This is a genomic window from Bifidobacterium pseudolongum subsp. globosum, from assembly GCF_004155535.1.
In the GTDB taxonomy this organism is placed as follows: Bacteria; Actinomycetota; Actinomycetes; order Actinomycetales; family Bifidobacteriaceae; genus Bifidobacterium; species Bifidobacterium pseudolongum_C.
The window spans coordinates 1-17,867 of record NZ_RYUH01000006.1 but is presented as its reverse complement, the minus strand read 5'-3'; the positions used below and the strand labels follow the sequence as shown (position 1 = coordinate 17,867).

Annotated in this window: 13 protein-coding genes and 1 tRNA gene; 3 read left to right on the top strand and 11 right to left on the bottom strand. The window is 65.2% G+C overall.

What is annotated here, in order from left to right; all coding sequences use genetic code 11:
* Positions 1–241: 241 nt before the first annotated feature.
* Both PG2093B_RS01670 and PG2093B_RS01665 read right to left on the bottom strand, forming a co-directional pair.
* Positions 242–1,888, bottom strand: coding sequence for an acyl-CoA carboxylase subunit beta (locus PG2093B_RS01670; protein WP_129896867.1), 1,647 nt, complete (start codon positions 1,886–1,888; stop codon positions 242–244).
* On the bottom strand, positions 1,885–3,765 hold the full coding sequence (locus PG2093B_RS01665; RefSeq protein ID WP_129896866.1) for a biotin carboxylase N-terminal domain-containing protein: 1,881 nt from the start codon (positions 3,763–3,765) through the stop codon (positions 1,885–1,887). The genes PG2093B_RS01670 and PG2093B_RS01665 overlap by 4 nt, the downstream gene beginning before the upstream one ends.
* 180 nt (positions 3,766–3,945) lie before the next feature.
* On the opposite strand from PG2093B_RS01665, the gene PG2093B_RS01660 reads away from it, so the two are divergent.
* The 3 genes from PG2093B_RS01660 to PG2093B_RS01650 all read left to right on the top strand — a co-directional run bounded on the left by PG2093B_RS01660 (position 3,946) and on the right by PG2093B_RS01650 (position 8,307).
* Positions 3,946–4,668, top strand: a complete 723-nt coding sequence (locus tag PG2093B_RS01660) for a biotin transporter BioY (protein ID WP_165369672.1) — start codon at positions 3,946–3,948, stop codon at positions 4,666–4,668.
* A 549-nt stretch (positions 4,669–5,217) separates the two neighbouring features.
* The gene (locus PG2093B_RS01655; RefSeq protein ID WP_129896864.1) at positions 5,218–6,147 is read left to right on the top strand and encodes a biotin--[acetyl-CoA-carboxylase] ligase; all 930 of its coding nucleotides are present in this window, start codon (positions 5,218–5,220) and stop codon (positions 6,145–6,147) included.
* Positions 6,148–6,198: 51 nt separating this feature from the next.
* A complete protein-coding gene (locus tag PG2093B_RS01650) occupies positions 6,199–8,307 on the top strand; it encodes a DUF6020 family protein (RefSeq protein WP_129896863.1) in 2,109 nt (702 codons plus the stop codon).
* Here the strand turns inward: PG2093B_RS01650 and PG2093B_RS01645 are convergent.
* The 9 genes from PG2093B_RS01645 to obgE form a co-directional block, all read right to left on the bottom strand.
* On the bottom strand, positions 8,304–9,083 hold the full coding sequence (locus PG2093B_RS01645; RefSeq protein ID WP_207214992.1) for a PucR family transcriptional regulator: 780 nt from the start codon (positions 9,081–9,083) through the stop codon (positions 8,304–8,306). The two genes, PG2093B_RS01650 and PG2093B_RS01645, sit on opposite strands and share 4 nt — an antisense overlap.
* A gap of 158 nt (positions 9,084–9,241) precedes the next feature.
* Positions 9,242–9,931 (bottom strand): 50S ribosomal protein L1, encoded by a 690-nt coding sequence (rplA, locus tag PG2093B_RS01640; protein ID WP_129896862.1) that lies wholly within the window; start codon positions 9,929–9,931, stop codon positions 9,242–9,244.
* A 22-nt stretch (positions 9,932–9,953) separates the two neighbouring features.
* On the bottom strand, positions 9,954–10,385 hold the full coding sequence (gene rplK / locus PG2093B_RS01635; protein ID WP_026643714.1) for a 50S ribosomal protein L11: 432 nt from the start codon (positions 10,383–10,385) through the stop codon (positions 9,954–9,956).
* Positions 10,386–10,569: 184 nt separating this feature from the next.
* Entirely contained in the window at positions 10,570–11,571 is a 1,002-nt protein-coding gene (nusG, locus tag PG2093B_RS01630; RefSeq protein WP_129896861.1) for a transcription termination/antitermination protein NusG, read from the bottom strand.
* Positions 11,572–11,656: 85 nt separating this feature from the next.
* Entirely contained in the window at positions 11,657–11,887 is a 231-nt protein-coding gene (gene secE, locus PG2093B_RS01625; protein WP_022858364.1) for a preprotein translocase subunit SecE, read from the bottom strand.
* Positions 11,888–11,941: 54 nt separating this feature from the next.
* Positions 11,942–12,014, bottom strand: a tRNA-Trp gene (locus PG2093B_RS01620).
* A gap of 540 nt (positions 12,015–12,554) precedes the next feature.
* On the bottom strand, positions 12,555–13,790 hold the full coding sequence (locus PG2093B_RS01615) for a pyridoxal phosphate-dependent aminotransferase (protein WP_431520203.1): 1,236 nt from the start codon (positions 13,788–13,790) through the stop codon (positions 12,555–12,557).
* A 26-nt stretch (positions 13,791–13,816) separates the two neighbouring features.
* Positions 13,817–14,959: a glutamate 5-kinase gene (gene proB, locus PG2093B_RS01610; RefSeq protein ID WP_129896859.1), complete on the bottom strand. Its 1,143-nt coding sequence runs from the start codon at positions 14,957–14,959 to the stop codon at positions 13,817–13,819.
* A gap of 295 nt (positions 14,960–15,254) precedes the next feature.
* The gene (gene obgE, locus PG2093B_RS01605; protein WP_129896858.1) at positions 15,255–16,952 is read right to left on the bottom strand and encodes a GTPase ObgE; all 1,698 of its coding nucleotides are present in this window, start codon (positions 16,950–16,952) and stop codon (positions 15,255–15,257) included.
* Positions 16,953–17,867: the final 915 nt, after the last annotated feature.

Sequence of the window (17,867 nt, the reverse complement as noted above, 5' to 3'; positions counted from 1 at the left end):
CATGTGCCCTCTGGCATCGCGTTTTATCGCGTTTGCACCTCTTTTCGCTACGGGTAGTGCCTTCTTTGCTACGGGTAGTGCTTTTCCCACCACCCTGCGAGTAGAATCCGCGGAAAATGGCGGTTTTTACGCGCAGGCAGCGAGGTTGAGCACTACCCGTAGCGGAAGAAGCACTACCCGTAGCGAATAGAGCGAGTGCCGGATGGCTAGCGAGGTTGTTATCGGATGGCCAGTGGGGTTGTTAGAGGGGTTGGTTGCCATGGTGGCGGGGGGTGGCGCGCACGCGGCGCTTGCCGGCCAGCAGCTTGAGCCCCTCCACGAGCGCGCCGCGCGTCTGCTCGGGGTCGATCATCGCGTCGATCTGCCCGGTTTCCATGGAAAGGTTCGCGTTGACCGTGGTGCGCTCGTATTCCGCGGCGTACCGCGCGCGCACCTGCTCCACGTCCTGCCCCGCGTCGCGCGCTTTCTGCAGGTCCTTGCGGTGGATGATGTTGACCGCGCCGGTCGCTCCCAGCACTGCGATCTGGCTGCTCGGCCACGCGTAGTTGAGGTCGGCGCCGATCGCCTTCGACCCCATCACGATGTACGCGCCGCCGAACGCCTTGCGCAGGATCACGGTGATGAGCGGCACCTGCGCGCTCGCATACGCGTAGATGACCTTCGCGCCGCGCCGGATGATGCCCGCATGCTCCTGCTCGGCGCCGGGCTTGTACCCGGGGGTGTCCACGAGCGTGACCACGGGCAGGTTGAACGCGTCGCACAGCCGCACGAACCGCGCGATCTTCTCGGACGCATCCACGTCAAGGCCACCTGCGAGCACATTCGGCTGGTTCGCCACAATGCCCACCGGACGCCCGTCGATGCACGCGAACCCGACCACGGCCGAGCACGCGAACAGCTCGTGCACCTGCACGAATTCTCCGTAATCCACAATGCAACGGATCACGTCGAGCACGTCGTACGGCTGGCGGTCGTTCTCGGGCACGATCTCGCGCAGGCGCGCGGCGACCTCCCGGTCCGCGCGCGTGGCCATGTACGCGTAGGTCGGCGGCTGCGCGGTGGAGTTCGCCGGCAGGTACGCGAGCACCGTGCGCGCGTAGTCGATCGCGTCGGCCTCGTCGGCGCCCAGATAGTGCGCCACGCCCGATGTGGTGCTGTGCACGGCGCCGCCGCCCAGGTCGTTCATGCTGATCGATTCGCCCGTGGCGGCCTTGATCACGTCGGGGCCGGTCACGAACATGTTCGAGTTCTCGCGCGTCATGATGATCAGGTCGGTGAGCGCCGGGCAATACACCGCGCCGCCCGCGCACGGCCCCAGGATCAGGGAGATCTGCGGGATGAACCCGCTCGCGTCGCACGTCTTGCGGAAAATGCGCCCGTATTGCGTCAGCGCCGCCACGCCTTCCTGGATGCGCGCGCCGCCCGAGTCGATGAGCGCCACGACCGGCACCTGCAGCGCGAGCGCCTGGTCCATGAGACGGCAGATCTTGCGCCCCTCGGCCACGCCAAGCGTGCCTCCGCGCACGGAGAAATCCTGCGCGTAGACGGCGACCTTGCGCCCGTATACCTCGCCGAAGCCGGTGATGACGGCGGCGCCGGCGTTGCCCGCCGCGATGTCGCCGCCGCTGAACCGCCCTATCTCCTCGAACGTGCCGGTGTCGAGCAGCAGGTCGAGCCGTTCGCGCGCGGTGAGCTTGCCTTTCACATGCTGGCGGTCGCGCGCGCGTTCCTCGGCGTCGCGCGCCAGCTGTGCCGCGCGCAGCACCGCGGGGCGGATCGGCTGGCGTTCACCGTCCGGTGTTTCGGCCGCCGCCTGCGCCGCCGCGTTGAGCCCGCCGTGCGCTTCGGCGAGCGCGAGCAGGGTCGGTGAATTCGTGATGTCGCTCATGCGCGCTCCTCCTCGGATTCTGTGGCATGGCGCGTGTCGCCGGCGTGCCGCCCGCCCTCCACGTCCATCGTGAGCAGCGTCTCGCCGGCCTCCACGCCTGTGGCGGGCGAGGCGAAGATCTCGGTGACGGTGCCGCCCGCAGGCGCATAGACGTAGTTCTCCATCTTCATGGATTCGAGCACCACCAGCAGGTCGCCCTTCGCCACCGCCTGCCCGGGCGCCACCGTGATGCGCGTCACGATCGCCTGCATCGGCGCCGAGATGACGCCGGGGCGTTCGTCGCGGGTCTCCTTGCGCTCCGCATGGTGCATACCCTGCCCCCGCAACGGCTGCGTGGGCATCTGCGCGGCGCGTGCATGGCTGCCGCCGGTCAGGTTCGCCACCACGTCGAGCGGCACGGTCAGCTCCACGCGCCGGTTGTTCACTTCGATCACGAACCGCTCGCTCGCCGGCCGCGCCGCGTCGGCGCCGCCCGGGGCGCCGGTCACGGACGCCGGCTGGCCCGCGCGCGCCGCCTCGGGCTCGCGGTTGAGGTATTTGCGTTCGAGCCATTTGGTGCTCACATCGAACGGGGCGCCATGCTCGCAGGTGAACTCGTCGTCGGCGAAAATCCGCGCATAGAGATCAACGGGCGTGGGCACGCCGTCGATGTCAAACTCGGCGAGCGCGCGCCTCACGCGGGCGATGGCCGCGGGGCGGCTGTGCGCGGTCACGATGAGCTTGCCCATCATGGAATCGAATTTCGGGGAGATCGTGTCGCCTTCCGCAACGCCCGAATCCACGCGGATGCCCGGGCCGGACGGCCAGCGCACCGTCTCGAGCGTGCCCGAACTGGGCGTGAGGTTCGATTTGGGGTCTTCGCTCGTGATGCGCAGTTCGAAGCTGTGGCCGCGCGGCGCGGGCGCGGGCGTGATGTGCCCGCCCGCGGCGATGGTGAGCTGTTCGCGCACCAAATCAAGCCCGCAGACCTCTTCGCTCACCGTGTGCTCCACCTGCAGGCGCGGATTGACCTCCAGGAAATACGCCTTGCCCGTATCGGTCACCATGAACTCGCATGTGCCGAGCCCCACGTATTGCACCGCTTCGAACAGACGGCGCGAGTAGGCGTGCAACTGCCCCTCCACCTCACTGGTCAGGAACGGGGCGGGCGCCTCTTCGATGAGCTTCTGGTTGCGCCGCTGCACCGAGCAGTCGCGCGTGGAGTAGACGGTGAACTCGCCGTGCGCGTCACGCCCGCACTGCGTCTCCACATGCCGGCCGTGGTCGATGAACCGCTCCACGAAATGCTCGGCTAGGTCGCCGCCCTGCACCGCGTTGTGGTTGAGGTAGAACCCGCGCAGCTCGTCATCGTCGCGCACGAGCGTGATGCCGCGCCCACCGCCGCCGTCAGCGCGTTTCATCATGAGCGGATAGCCATGCGTGTGCGCGAAGTCGAGCAGCACGCGCATGTCGCTCACCGCGTGCGAGATGCCTGGCACCGGCGGCACCTTCGCTTTCGTGGCCACGTTGCGCGCGCTGATCTTGTCGCCGAGCGCCTTGAGCGCGCGCGGCGACGGGCCGACCCACACGGCGCCGGCGTCCATCACGCGCGCGGCGAACGACGCGACCTCCGAAAGGAAACCGTAGCCGGGGTGCACGGCGTCTGCGCCGCTGCGCTCCATGATGGAAAGCAGCAGGTCCTCGTTGAGATACGTGTCGGCGTATGTGTCCCCCGAGAGCAGATACGCTTCGTCCGCCATCTGCACGTACTGGCAGTGGCGGTCCTGCTCCGCGTATACCACCACGGTGGGGATGCCCATTTCGCGCGCGGTGCGCACCACGCGCAGGGCGATCTCACCGCGGTTGGCGACGAGCAGTTTGCTGATGTGTTGAGGCATGCCTATCAGATTGCCGTGATGCACCGTGCGCGCGCTTTTTGTTTTTCGCAAAGATCGCGCCCCGGTTTTGTTCACGGTTACAAACCGCGCGCCGCACACACGTACATAAGCTTGGGGCGACTGGCCCGGGGCGGTAGCGGGCAACGCATGGGCCCGGTACGGACGATGAAAGGAATAGATATGCAAAACACTGAAATCACCACGTCCTCGCGTCTCACTATGCGGACATTCATGCTGCAGTGGGCGCCGTCGGTTGTGGCGGCGGGACTGCTGTGGGCGGCCACGGCGGCGGGGCGCATTCCGATTCCCGGAACACCGGTGCCGATCACGTTGCAGACGCTCGTGGTGATGATGGCGGCCATGGTGCTCAGCCGGCGGCAGGCGGTGGCTGCGGTCGTCATGTATGTGGCGATGGGCGCGTGTGGCTTGCCGGTGTTCGCGGGCGGCATGTCCACGCTTGCGCTTGTGGGGCCGAGCGCGGGGTTCATCTTCGGTTTCGTGCCCGCGGTGGCCGTGACCGCCACCCTCGCGGCCGCCGTGCAACGTGTGAGTGCGCGGTGGGCACATTTGTGCAGCGATCATGCCGGCAGCGGCGTGCCTACCGTGGAGGATGGTGCCGGCGTGCGCGTGATGCACCGCCCCGCCATGGACGGTACCAATGAGGCCGCGCCCTACACCCGTGCATGGCGGGCAACGATGCATTGGGCGCTGCGTTTCGCGGCGTATTGGATGGCGGCGGTGATTGGTTGCATCGTATTGCATTATGCGTGTGGCCTGCTTGTGCAGACGGCGGTCACGGGTGTGCCGCTTCGTCTGATCGCGAGCGCCTCCGCCGGCTTCCTGCCCGGCGACCTGTGCAAAGCCGCTCTGGCCGCCACGGTAGCCGCCACCTTCCGCCGCTAGTCGCTGCTCGAATTCATCAGCGATGCGCCAATCGGCATGATCGGTGCGCGACAAAACGCGGGACTCAGTGGCAAATGGTCATGGAAAAGGTTGGTGTTGGGCGTATCTCGCTTACGAGAGTGCCGTAACTTTGACGCATGCAAGTATTGTCCCTGTAAATCGCTGAAATCCCAGTGATCAGTAACGCCAATACTTCGAGGCCGCCCGATTAAGGCACTCTCGTAAGCGAGATACCCCCGCGAATCCGCCTATCCCCAGACAAACGTCATCCCAACGGCCTCCAAACATGACCTTCGTCTCTCCCCTCTCGACGAAGGTCATTCCTATGGCCTCGAATCATGACGCTCCTCTGCACGGCACCCGCAAGATATCGGAGTCCAGTCATGTCGGCTGCCATCAAACACGGCTGTAGACATGGCCAAACATATATGTATGCGGGTGAACCCGGGATCAGTGCACGAATCGTACGCAGAATTCGTGGCGTGCGTACAATTCGCACGCAATCGAAGGCACCGCACTCCCCCCGCAACCCATGGGATAATCGACTGTATGTGTAGCAACGTGCAACCGGACGAACTGAACGCCGGCAATCTGAACAATGACGACCTGCCCCAGACACGGGCGGTGGCGCACGTGTGGTCGCTCAAGACCACGCGCTCCACGAACGCCACGGCCGAGCGGCTCATCACGAGTGGCCAGTGGCCGCGCGACGGCATGACGATCGTGGCGGCCCGCGAACAGACGGCCGGCCGCGGGCGCCTCGACCATACGTGGTTCAGCGCGCCGGGCGAGTCGTTCACGGCGACGTTTGTCTCGGCGGTGGGTGCGGGCGTGGCGCACGACCCCACGCTCAATGGCTGGCTGCAGATGATCGCCGGGGTCTCCGTGCTCGACGCGCTGCGTGAAACACTGCAGGAAACCAATCTGCGATGGGTCGCCGACCCGGTGAACGCCGACGGTTCCACCGACGACGTCAAGCTCAAATGGCCGAACGACATCGTGTTCCACGGGCGCAAACTCGGCGGGATCCTCGCGCAGACCGTCACCTTGCCGGATGACCCGGCCACGGTCGCGGTGATTTTCGGCGTGGGGCTGAACATCGCCGTGCCGCAGGACGACCTGCCGATTGACGCGGCCACATCGTGGCACCTGATCACCGAGCCCGTGGACGAAGGCGGCCGGCCGGACGCCGCGCGCGTGGCCGATCTGCTCGCCGCACGCATTGTGCGCGACCTCGAGGGGCGGCTGTGGCAGTTCGGGCTCAATCCACACGGCTACGCGCGGAATCTGCGCAAACGCGTGACCGAGGAATGCTGGACGCTCGGCCGGCCGATTCTCGTCCACTATATGGATGGCAGCACGCGCAACGGCATCGCGCGCGCAATCGATGCCGACGCCTCGCTCGCCATGACCGACGACAACGGCGCCGAACGCCTTGTGCGCACCGGCGACGTGGGGGTGCTGCCCGTCGGCGATTGACAAAATAGCGGCAGGGGAAGGCATTCCGGGCGAAATGTACAATCGCTGACTATGGATCGCGATCATCTGGGCCACTCCACCACGCCCGTCCGCACACGCAACGCCACTGCACCAGCCGTCCCGCATACCACCGGCACCCCCGGCGCGCCGGCTGGCCCAACCGCCGCCGCAGTGGCCGGCACCGCCCACGCGCCCGCACGCGTGGGGGCAGCGCTGTGCTGGGGCATCGCGGCACTGGCGTGCGCGTGGATCGCCTGGTGCACCGCGATCGGCCCGCTGATGCGCGCCGACGCCGGGCTCGCCGCCTTCCGTTGGACCAACGGCGCGGCGTTCGTGGCCATGTTCGCGGTGTGTCTCGGCATCGTGTGGCTGCTGGTGCGTTCCGCCCACCGCACAACAGGCTCCACCCCACACACAGCGTTCTCCACGCGCATGCCCACGCTGCCGCCGCGCGCCGCGCGATTCTTCGCCGCCGCCGGGCGCTTCATCATGCGCGCGACCGGCACCTGGCGCCGCATCTGGCTTGTGCTCGCGATCGGCTGGCTGTGGGTCCCCACGACGTTGCTCGTGGCGTACGGCGCCGACATCCTTTCGCAGACGCGCGAATTCGCCTGGGCGTGGAACCAGTGGACCGGCCTTGAGCAGCCATACATCGGCTTCTTCTCGTTTGTGCCGATGGACATCTACCCCACCGCGCATTACATGTGGTCCGCCGACCCGACATACCTGACCGACCAGCACAACATCGTGCTCACCGTGGTCTACGGCGCCACCGCAGCGCTGTCCCGCTACCTGACCGGCTCGAACGATGCCGGGTTTGTGGCGCTCGCCGCCCTGCAGTGGGTCTTCGCCGGCTTCTGCTGCGCCTCCGCCGCCAACCGTTTCTTCAATCTGCCGTGGCTTGCGCACACGGCACCGGGCCGGCGCACGCACCCGGATTACGCGCACCCCGAACGCCTGCGCACCGCGGATCCAATCGATTTCACCCACCCCGAACATGGCTTGCGCGCGTTCACCCAGCCCGCAGCGCACACCATGGGCGCCCCCGCCGGCCCGGCCTCCCGCACGCTTGTGCTGCTGCTGTTCCTGTGCTGCCCGCTCGTCACGTTCTCCACAATCTCACTGACCAAGTCACCCCTGTTCGCGTTCGCGTTCACCTGGTGGTTCGGCCTGATGTACGAGCTGTACATGACCCACCGCTCCGGCCGCCCGCACCCCACGCGCCCCGTTACGATCGCCGCACTGATCGTCTCGTGCGTCGTCATGCTCGTGAGCGCGAAATACGCGTGGTACATCATCATGGCCCAAGTGGTGCTGTCGCTGCTCGCCGACCGCCGCCGCTGGCGCCTGTACCTGCTCACCCTGCTGCTGCCGACGGTGCTCATGCACGGCGCGATCGCCATGCTGATCGGCTCGGGCGCGATCATCGGCGGCGACCCGATCGAAAGCCGCGGCGCGCAACTGCAGATGATCGCGCGCGTGGCGCAGCGCAACCCGGGCGCGATTCCCGAAAGCGCTGCGAAAAAACTCGCGCCGATCTTCAACATCGACCAGATGGCGCAGGCGTACCGCAGCGAGGACGCCGACCCGGTCAAATCGTCGGGCATCCAGTCGAAGAAAGTGAGCTACCGCTGGCGTTCGGTCACGGCGGAAGACATGAAGCAGTTCAACGCCGCATGGCTCGAGATCGTGCGCGCGGACCCGCAGACCGCGTTCGACGCGCTGTTCGCAAAATCATACGGGTATTTCGACGTGTTCGACCCGCCGTACGTGCCGATGAGCTATTACGTGGACAATGATTACGTGCAGCGGTCCAACACGTGGATCAAATACTACAATCACGATTGGCGCGGCGGCGTGGCGCATGTGGCGCGGCAGTGGAGCCGGATCCCGGTGCTCGGTTGGGTCACGCACGGCAATTTCTATGTCACCCTGACGCTGCTCATCGGCGCCGCCGAGCTCGCGTTGCGCCGATGGCGCGCACTGAGCTGGCATATGCCGCTCCTGCTGTTGATGGGCGTGATGATCACCGCGCCGGCGAACAATTTCGAGCGCCACATGCTGCCGATCGCGTTCGTCTTCGGGTTCCTGTGCATCATGTTCGCACGCGACAACCGCGGCGGCGACTGGGTGCGCGGCACGCCCCGGGGGCAGCGCTAGGCGTCGTGCATGCGGCCGATCGCGATCGCCGTGTTCAGCACGAACGCGTCACGCGGGTCGGTCGCGTCCCAGCCGGTCGTCTCGGCGGCGCGTTTGAGCCGGTAACGCACGGTGTTGGGGTGGATGTTGAGCTCTTTCGCCGTCAGTTCCAACGATCCTCCATAGCTCAAAAACGTGGAGACGGTCAGGAACGTCGGATCGTCGGCGTGGTCGCCATACAGCACACGGTACACGTTGCAATACAGCTCCTCGCGGGCGATCTCGTCACCGAGAAGCGCGCGCTCGGGCAGCAGGTCGTCCGCACGCAGCGGGCGGGGCGCATGCTGCAGCGAAGGCGCCGCCTGCAGCGAAAACAGCGTTTCGTGCAGGGCGTGGCTCGCCCCCCGCGCACCGGTGCGCACGGGGCTCAGGTAGAGCGGCGCCGCAGAGAACGCTCCGGCAACCGCCGTGCACGCCACTTCCGGCGAGACGGCCGCCTGCACGCGCATGCAGACGAGCACATACCGCCCATACGTGCCAATCAGCGGGGCTTCGCCGCCCAGGTCGGCGACGGCTTTGCTCACTGCGGAAGCGGTGGCGCCAAGCGATTCCGCCGGTTCGCCGCCGATGGCGAAACAGCTGAAGTCGCCGCGCCAACCGATGATGTTGAGCAGCGAGACCACACGGTCGTCGTCGAGCCCTGCAAGCAGGCATTCGAACGTGAGCCGCATGATCGTCGTATCGTCCGTATGCCCCGCCAAAAGATCCAGAATATCCGCCTGCTCACGTTCCACCATGCTGCCCAGTGTAGCGGCGGGGCGTTATTTTCGGCCGCCGGCTCGCAACCCGCAGGGCACCCCGCGCATATACGAACAGCGCCCCGCACGCAAACGTGCGGGGCGCTGTGTCAGCTACCGAAGAGCCTGTGCGAACAGGCTTCAGCTCAACACTTCGCTCAGAGCGAGGCCGGATCCACCGGGATGCCCGGGTTCATCGTGGAGCTGATCGTGGCCTTGGTGATGTAACGGCCCTTCACGGTGGACGGCTTGAGACGCTTGATCTCGTCGGCCACAGCGCGGAAGTTCTCATCGAGGGCTTCGGCGGTGAAGCTCAGCTTGCCGAAGAGGAAGCTGAGGTTGCCGTTCTTGTCGACGCGGAAGTCGACCTTGCCGCCCTTGATGTCCTTGATCGCCTTGGTGACGTCCATGGTCACGGTGCCGGTCTTCGGGTTCGGCATGAGGCCACGCGGACCGAGCACACGGCCCAGGCGGCCGACCTTGCCCATCATGTCCGGGGTGGCGACCACGGAGTCGAAGTCGAGGAAGCCGTTGGCGACCTGCTCGACCAGATCGTCGTCACCGACGATGTCGGCGCCGGCCTCGAGGGCCTCGGTGGCCTTCGGGCCACGGGCGAACACGAGCACCTTGGCGGTCTTGCCGGTGCCGTTCGGCAGGTTCACGGAGCCGCGGACAAGCTGGTCGGCCTTGCGCGGATCCACATTCAGACGGAGCACAGCTTCGACGGTCTGGTCGAAGTTGTAGGCCGGCATGCTCTTGAGCAGAGCGATGGCCTCTTCCGGGGTGTACAGGTTGTTACGGTCGATGCGCTCGGCCGCTTCACGATACTTCTTGGAGTGCTTAGCCATGATGGTTACCTATCCTCTCAGCTCAGTCGTTCACGGTGATGCCCATCGAGCGCGCAGTGCCCTCGATGATCTTCATGGCAGCGTCGATGTCACGAGCGGAAAGGTCAGCCATCTTGGTTTCGGCGATCTCGCGGACCTGATCCTTGGTGACCGAACCGACCTTGGTGGTCAGCGGGTTGTCGGTGCCCTTGGTGATGCCTGCGGCCTTCTTGAGCAGCGCAGCCGCCGGCGGGGTCTTCAGGATGAAGTCGAAGGAACGGTCTTCGTAGACGGTGATCTCGACAGGGATGATCTGGCCCATCTTGTCCTGCGTCTTGGCGTTGTACGCCTTGCAGAAATCCATGATGTTCACGCCGTGCGAACCCAGAGCCGGGCCCAGCGGCGGGGCCGGGTTGGCCTTGCCAGCCTCAATCTGGAGCTTGATCAGCGCCGAGACTTTCTTCTTAGGAGCCATAATATGGTTCTTCTTTCTCTGAAGCGGTACAAACGGCACGGGACCTCCCCGTACCTTCCGCAACTGATGATTTGTCGCGCGCGTACGCACACAACTTTTCCAGTATGCCATGCGCGCGGGACTTGTGGGCCCCGCGCGCAACACAAAACCGGCCGTAGTGCACGGCCGGTTTTCACGTAAAGAATCAGGCGAGCTTTTCGACCTGGTCGAAGCCGAGCTCGACCGGCGTGTCGCGGCCGAAGATCGAGACGAGCACGGTGAGCTTCTGCGTCGTCGGCTCCACGTCGGAGACGACGGCGGACATCGTGGCGAACGGGCCGTCGGTCACCGTGACCTGATCGCCCACGGCGTACGAGACCTCCATGACGCGCTTCTTGGCGGCGGCCGGCTTGTCACCGGCCTTCTTGAGCGCTTCGGACGCGATCATCGGGGCCATCATGGCCACAACCTCTTTGCGGCTCAGCGGCGCAGGCTCGCGGGTCGGGCCGACGAAGCCGGTCACGCCCTCGGTCTCGCGCACAATGCGGCGCGCGTCCTCGTCCGGCCACATGCGAATCAGCACATAGCCCGGCACACGCACACGCGTGATGACCTTCTTGCCCTTTTCGGTGTGCTTCTCCACCTCTTCCATCGGCACTTCCACCTGGAAGATGGTGTCTTCGAGGCCGAAGCTGGCCACACGGGATTCGATGTTGCTCTTCACGCGCTTCTCATAACCGGAATACGTGTGCAGCACGTACCACTTGCCTTCGAGTGTGCGCAGGCTCTTGGAGAATTCCTTGACGGCGAGTGCGCCGGCGTCGGCGGCTTCCTCTTCGGCCTCGTCGGCTTCGGCGGCCGGCCCGTCGTTGTTGGCGTCCGCGTTGGCGGTGCCTTCGGACTTCGCGGACACATCGCCTTCCGGCGAATCGTCGATGGAATCCTGCAGGCTGTCGTGCGCGGCTTCGCCCGCATCGTCCGCGGAGGCGGAGTCGGCGGCTTCCACGGAGTCGTAGGCCATGCCTTCGGCAATGTCTTCGCTCGGCGAGGCGGCGGCGACGGCGTCAATCTCTCCCTGTGCGTCGGCCAGCGCGGCATCGGCGGGCTCCTGCGCACTGAACGTCATAGCCTGTACGTCTACCTGCGACTGGTCGTCAGCTGCGTCGGGCAGCTGGTCGAGGTTCTCGAGATTCACTTCGTCACTCATGCACGTTCACCTTTGCTTGATTGTATGTATTCAGAACGAATATTACCTTCAGCCAGAGTATAGCGGGTGGAGCGAACGGCGCGGATCAGCCGAAGATCAGCAGTGCGAGCTTGCCCAGACCAAAGTCCATTGCGGTAACGAACACCATGAGCAGCAGCACGAAGATGAACGACGCGAGCGACCACCAGAACAGCTGCTTGCGGGTGGGGGTCACGACCTTGCGCAGTTCGTCGATGATCTGCTTGAAGAACAAGCCGATGCGCATGAAGATGTTCGGATTGACGACTTCTTCGCCATGATCTGTCTTAGCAGCCATGATCCCTCCAGAAATAGCTTGGTAAGCTCACTCGATCTTACTCGATGGTCTTTGCAGGGAAGGCGGGACTCGAACCCACAACCTACGGTTTTGGAGACCGTTGCGCTACCAATTGCGCCACTTCCCTAGGAAGATCATGCTCAGCCCGCCGCCGGGCGCCTTTCGGACCCTGCCGGTGGCTTCGCAAAACCGCCAAGTGAATATAGTAGCGGCTCATGGCGACTTCGCCAAATCCCCGCGTGTATCTTCACGTGTCGCACACGTTTCACCACGTGCCGTGTGCCATCCCTCTCCCCACCGCATCCACCGACCCTCCCCTCATCTACGCCAAAAGTCATCCTCCACCACCCAAACCATGACAATCCCCTGCCCACTTACGCCAAAAGTCATGCATACCCACCCAAACCATGACAACCGTCTCCCCACCTACGACGAAAGTCATCCTCCACCACCCAAACCATGACAATCCTCTGCCCACTTACGCCAAAAGTCATGCATATCCACCCAAATCACGACAACCCTCTGTCTTACTTGACGAACGTCATCCCCAAACCCCCACAACACGCCAAACCTCTCCCCACCTACGACGAAAGTCATGCGTGCAGGCGCACAGCATGACTTTCGTCTAGTACAGGTACAGGCAGAGGCTGCTCACACAGCTACCGACTCACGCAGCGGGCGAAGCGGCGACCCACTCCTGGAAGCGGCGCATGCCCTCGGCGAGCTGGTCGTCGGCGAGCGCATACGAGAAGCGCAAGTACCCGGGCGCGCCGAACGCCTCGCCGGGCACGGCCGCGACGTGCGCCTCGTCGAGCAGCGCGGCGGCGAGCGCCGACGTGTCTGCGAACACCTGCCCGTTGAGGCCCATCGGGCGGTTCAGTAGCCCGCGCACGTCGGGGAACGCGTAGAACGCGCCCTTCGGCGTGGGGCAGTGCACGCCGTCGATCTGGTTGAGCGCCGCGACGATCGCCTGCCGGCGCGCGTCGAACGCCTCGCGCATGCGGTCCACCGCGTCGAGCGGACCAGACACCGCCGCGAGCGCCGCGCGCTGTGCGATGTTGTTCACGTTGGACGTCATGTGCCCCTGCAGCTTGGCGTCGGCCTTGGCCACGCGCGCGGGCGCGACCATCCAGCCGACGCGCCAGCCCGGCATGGCGTAGGTCTTCGCCACGCCGTTGAGCACGATCAGCTGTTCGCGCACTTCGGGCACGGCGGCGCCGATGTACGTGGTGTGCACGCCGTCGTACGTGAGATGCTCGTAGATCTCGTCGCTGATGACCCAGATGCCGTGCTCGATCGCCCATTCGCCGATCGCGCGGATCGTCTCTTCACTCCAGACCGCGCCGGTCGGATTGTTCGGCGAGGTGACGATGACCGCCTTCGTGCGCTCGGTGCGCGCGGCCTCGAGGTCGGCGACGTTCGGCTCGAAGTTCACTTCGGCGCCGGCGAACACTTCGACCGGCTTGCCGCCTGCGAGCTTGACCGCCTCGGGGTAGCTCGTCCAGTACGGGGTGGGGATGATGACCTCGTCGTCATCGTTGAGCAGCAGTTGGAATGTCTCGTAGACGGCCTGCTTGCCGCCGTTCGTCACCACGACCTGCGCCGGCTCCACTTCGTAACCGGAGTCGCGCAGCGTCTTCGCGGCGATCGCCTCGCGCAGTTCGGGCAGGCCGGCGGTGGGCGTGTAGCGGTAGTTGCGCGGGTCGACCACGGCTTCGGCGGCCACGGCCACAATCGCCTCGGGCGTAGCGAAATTCGGTTCGCCGGCGCCGAAACCGATGACGTCTATGCCTTCGGCCTTCATGGCTTTCGCCTTGGAATCCACGGCGAGTGTGGCGCTCGGCGCCACATGGTTGATGCGGTCAGACAGGGGGAGGGAATCTGTGTTGGTCATGGCTCTCATGCTACTGCCGGACCGCAACAACATGCCTAGATCAACACCAGGTTGTCTCGATGGACGAGCGGATGCGCATATTCCTCCCCAAGCAGACGCCGCAGCTGCGCGCTCGTGCGGCCGAGCATGTGCGGAATCTCCTCAGCGTCGAACCCGGCGAGCCCGCGTGCGAGGTGATTGCCGGCCTCGTCGTCGATCCACACGGCATCGCCCGCGGCGAACTGCCCGCGCACCTCCACTACGCCGGCGGCGAGCAGACTCGCGCGCCCTCCGCGCACGGCGGAGGCGGCGCCGGCATCCGCCACGAGTGTGCCCTGCGGGTGCGAGGCGAATTTGATCCACAGGCGGCGCGCCGACCCGCGCTGGCGCACCGGCGCGAACGCGGTGCCCACAGTGTCTCCCATGAGCGCGGGGCCCGCGTTGGCCGCGCTCGTCATGACCGCGGGGATGCCCGAGACCGCAGCCATGCGCGCCGCCTCGAGTTTCGTGACCATGCCGCCGGTGCCCACGCCCGAGCCGGAGCCGCCCACGCGGATCTCGTCGATCAGCTTGGTCACGTTCGGCACGAACGGCACGCGGCGCGACCCGGGCTCGCTCGGCGGCGCCGTGTACAGCGCGTCGACGTCGGTCAGCAGCACGAGCGCGTCAGCGCGCACCATGTTCGCGATGAGCGCGGAGAGGCGGTCGTTGTCCCCGAAACGGATTTCGTTGCTGGCGAGCGCGTCGTTCTCGTTGACGATCGGCACGACGCCCAGCTCGAGCATCGTGGCCATCGTGCGGCGCGCATTGCGGTATTGGCGCGGCTGCATCGTGTCTTCCGCGGTGATCAGTAGCTGCCCCACGCGAATGCCGTACCGGCCGAACGCGGCCTCGTATTGCGCCATGAGCAGACCCTGCCCCACCGACGCGGCGGCCTGTTGGGTCGCCACGTCCGTCGGCCGCGAGCTGAACCCGAGCGGGCCGAAGCCGGCGGCGATCGCACCCGACGAAACGAGCACGATGTTGCCGCCGAGCATGTGCACTTGGGCGATCGCGCCGACGAGCGCGGTGAGTTTATCTACGTCCAGGTGCCCCGACGGCTGAGTGAGCGAGCTCGACCCGACCTTCACCACCACGGTGTGCGCCGCGGCGACCGCCCGGCGCACGTCTTCCTGCGTCATCGGCGTGGATTGTTCCATCCGTTCAGCTCCTTTGTTCTCACGCACATCATACCGGGGCAGCTTCCTTGCGCCTTCCCTGCAATATTTCCGTTACGGGCAGTGCCTCTTCCGCTACGGGTAGTGCCCACCCCGGCAGCCTTCTTGCTACGGGTAGTGCTTCTCGCGCTACGGGTAGTGGATTTTCCCATAAAATCCGGGCGTGTTGCGCGCGATGACACTACCCGTAGCAAGAGGACTACTGGGGTGAGCACTACCCGTAGCAGGAGAAGCACCACCCGTAGCGAAGAAAGCACTGCACTACGCGTAGCGGGAGTCACTCGGCGCGATCACCGGGCTCCTCGTACTCCTCGGGGTCGCCGCGGCCGAAGAGCGACGTCTCGTCGTGCCTGTCGTCGTCCACCGCGGGGTCGGCCCAGTGGCCGGCCTCGCGCTCCGCCTGCATGGCGGCGCGCACGGCGGCGCGGGCGTCCATCATCTCGTGGTACTGGCGGCGGCGCTCGGTGTTGGTGCGCCGGCGTCCGCGCGAATCCTCCGCCTCGAGGCGCAGGTCGCGGCCGCGCGAGCCGAGCTGCGTGCCGTCGAGATTCTCCGCGCCGGCGGCGATCGTCGGGTCCCAATCGAACGCGACCGCACGCGCGCCACGCCCGATGCGTACTTCGTCGCCGGGGCGCGCGCCGTTCTTGCGCAGCGCGTCTTCCACGCCCAGCTTGGCCAGGCGGTCGGCCAGATAGCCCACGGCTTCGTCGTTGTCGAAGTTCGTCTGCACGACCCAACGCTCGGGCTTCGTGCCCGTCACTGTGAACCAGTAGTTGCCGTTGCGATCCTCTTCGCGCTCGATCTCGAACTCCTGCACGCCGGCATTGCGGCCGTTGCGGCGGCGCTGGCCCGGCTCGCTGAGTGGATTGATGACCACGCGCTCCTCTTCCACGGTCTCTTCGCGCGCGGCGATGTCCGCACGCATCTGCGTGACGAGGTTCGCGAGCGCGAAATTGAGCTCCTTGAGCCCTTCGTGTGACGCGGTGGAGACGATGTACACCGGCAGATCGAGCTTTTCGAACTCCGGCTTGACGAACTCGGCAAGCTCCTTCGCCTCGGGCATATCGACTTTGTTGAGGATGATGATGCGCGGGCGTTCGGGGATCGGGATCGCGCCGAGTGGAAGCTCTAGGTCGTTCGCGTATTCGCCGAGCTCCTGTTCGAGCGCGTAATAGTCGCTCAGCGGGTCGCGGCCCGGTTCGAGCGTGGCGCAATCGATCACGTGCGCGATGATCTCGGTGCGCTCGATGTGGCGCAGGAACTGCAGGCCAAGGCCTTTGCCCTGCGAGGCGCCCGGGATCAGGCCCGGCACGTCGGCGATTGTGTAGCGCATGTCGCCGGCCTGCACCACGCCCAGGTTCGGCACGAGCGTGGTGAACGGGTAGTCGGCGATCTTCGGCTTGGCGGCGCTCATCGCGGCGATCAGGCTCGATTTGCCCGCCGAGGGGAAGCCGACGAGCGCCACGTCGGCGATCGACTTCAGTTCGAGAATCACATCGCGTTCCTCGCCCGGTTCGCCCAGCAGCGCAAAGCCGGGGGCGCGGCGCGTGCGATTCGCAAGCGCGGCGTTGCCCAGACCGCCGGCGCCACCTGCCGCGGCGACGAATTCGTCACCGGCGTGGCGCAGGTCGGCGAGCACCTCGCCGGGGCGCTTCGGCTGGCCTTCGGCTCCGCGCGCGGTGAACACCACGGTGCCGATTGGCACGGGCAAGCGCAGGTCGTCGCCTTGCGAGCCGTCTTTCGTGTCGCCGAGGCCCATGGTGCCGTTGCCGGCGGAACGGTGCGGCATAAAGCGGTAATCCAGCAGCGAATTCGCATTCGGATCGGCCACGAAGATCACCGATCCGCCTTTGCCGCCATTGCCGCCGTTCGGCCCGGCGAGCGGCTTGTATTTCTCGCGGCGGATGCCGGCGGAGCCATTGCCGCCGTCGCCGCCCTTCACATGCACAGTTACTCGATCCACAAAATCACTCATGGTTGCCCATTCTATCTGTGCGCCACTATTTCGGTAGTGCCTTCGCTGTATTGCCGCTGTGCGCCGTGTGGTTCCGCTGGGCCGTGGCCCGTACGCCGTATGCCCACGCACTACCCGTAGCGAAAAAGATGGATTGCAACCGCAGAGAGATTGACCGCACCAGCAGAAAGGTCGGCCCACTGCAGTAGAAAGGCTGGCTGCTCCAGAGAAGGGTCAGTATGTCTCAGACGAAAGTCATGAATTTGACTGCCGAGCATGACGTTCCTCAGAAGTTGTACGACGAAAGTAATGCTGATGGCTACCGAAAATGAGAAGCCTCAAAGAGCATAAGACGAAAGTCATGCTGGAAGCCGCCGAGGATGAGAAACCTCAGAAAGGTACAGAGATTCGTCATGAATCAGGGCATACAACATGACGATCCTCAGACAGACTTCGCCGAAAGTCATCCCGGAGACCGCCGAGCATGAGAAACCTCAAGAAGCTAAGACGAAAGTAATGCTGATGATCGCCGAGAATGAGAAACCTCTGCTAGGCAGCTGCTGCGATGCCCCAAGAACAGTTGCTAGGTCAGCCTTCCTTGCTACGGGTAGCGCTTCCTTGCTACGGGTAGCGCTTCCTCTGCTACGGGTAGTGCTTCCTCACCGTACCCCCTGATAAAACCCGCCGTTTTTCAACGATTCTACTCGGGTCTCCAAGGCACATTCACTACCCGTAGCGCAAGAAGCACTACCCGTAGCAGGAAAGCAGCCCGCCACAGCAGAAGATTGACAGCAACAGTGCAAGAATCAAGGGTTATACGCCAAAAGATGTGTCTCTAATCTGAGCTGAAGCCTTCTGCCGATTGGCGTGTCGGGGTGTTCATGATGTGTCCGGTCATTATGGCGCCTGGCCATTTCGTGTGTCCGAAATGATTCC

Coding starts and splice junctions, on each gene's coding strand:
- PG2093B_RS01670 (WP_129896867.1), bottom strand. CDS start 1,888: ATGAGCGACATCACGAATTCACCGACCCTGCTCGCGCTCGCCGAAGCG.
- PG2093B_RS01665 (WP_129896866.1), bottom strand. CDS start 3,765: ATGCCTCAACACATCAGCAAACTGCTCGTCGCCAACCGCGGTGAGATC.
- PG2093B_RS01660 (WP_165369672.1), top strand. CDS start 3,946: ATGCAAAACACTGAAATCACCACGTCCTCGCGTCTCACTATGCGGACA.
- PG2093B_RS01655 (WP_129896864.1), top strand. CDS start 5,218: ATGTGTAGCAACGTGCAACCGGACGAACTGAACGCCGGCAATCTGAAC.
- PG2093B_RS01650 (WP_129896863.1), top strand. CDS start 6,199: ATGGATCGCGATCATCTGGGCCACTCCACCACGCCCGTCCGCACACGC.
- PG2093B_RS01645 (WP_207214992.1), bottom strand. CDS start 9,083: ATGGTGGAACGTGAGCAGGCGGATATTCTGGATCTTTTGGCGGGGCAT.
- rplA (WP_129896862.1), bottom strand. CDS start 9,931: ATGGCTAAGCACTCCAAGAAGTATCGTGAAGCGGCCGAGCGCATCGAC.
- rplK (WP_026643714.1), bottom strand. CDS start 10,385: ATGGCTCCTAAGAAGAAAGTCTCGGCGCTGATCAAGCTCCAGATTGAG.
- nusG (WP_129896861.1), bottom strand. CDS start 11,571: ATGAGTGACGAAGTGAATCTCGAGAACCTCGACCAGCTGCCCGACGCA.
- secE (WP_022858364.1), bottom strand. CDS start 11,887: ATGGCTGCTAAGACAGATCATGGCGAAGAAGTCGTCAATCCGAACATC.
- PG2093B_RS01615 (WP_431520203.1), bottom strand. CDS start 13,790: ATGAGAGCCATGACCAACACAGATTCCCTCCCCCTGTCTGACCGCATC.
- proB (WP_129896859.1), bottom strand. CDS start 14,959: ATGGAACAATCCACGCCGATGACGCAGGAAGACGTGCGCCGGGCGGTC.
- obgE (WP_129896858.1), bottom strand. CDS start 16,952: ATGAGTGATTTTGTGGATCGAGTAACTGTGCATGTGAAGGGCGGCGAC.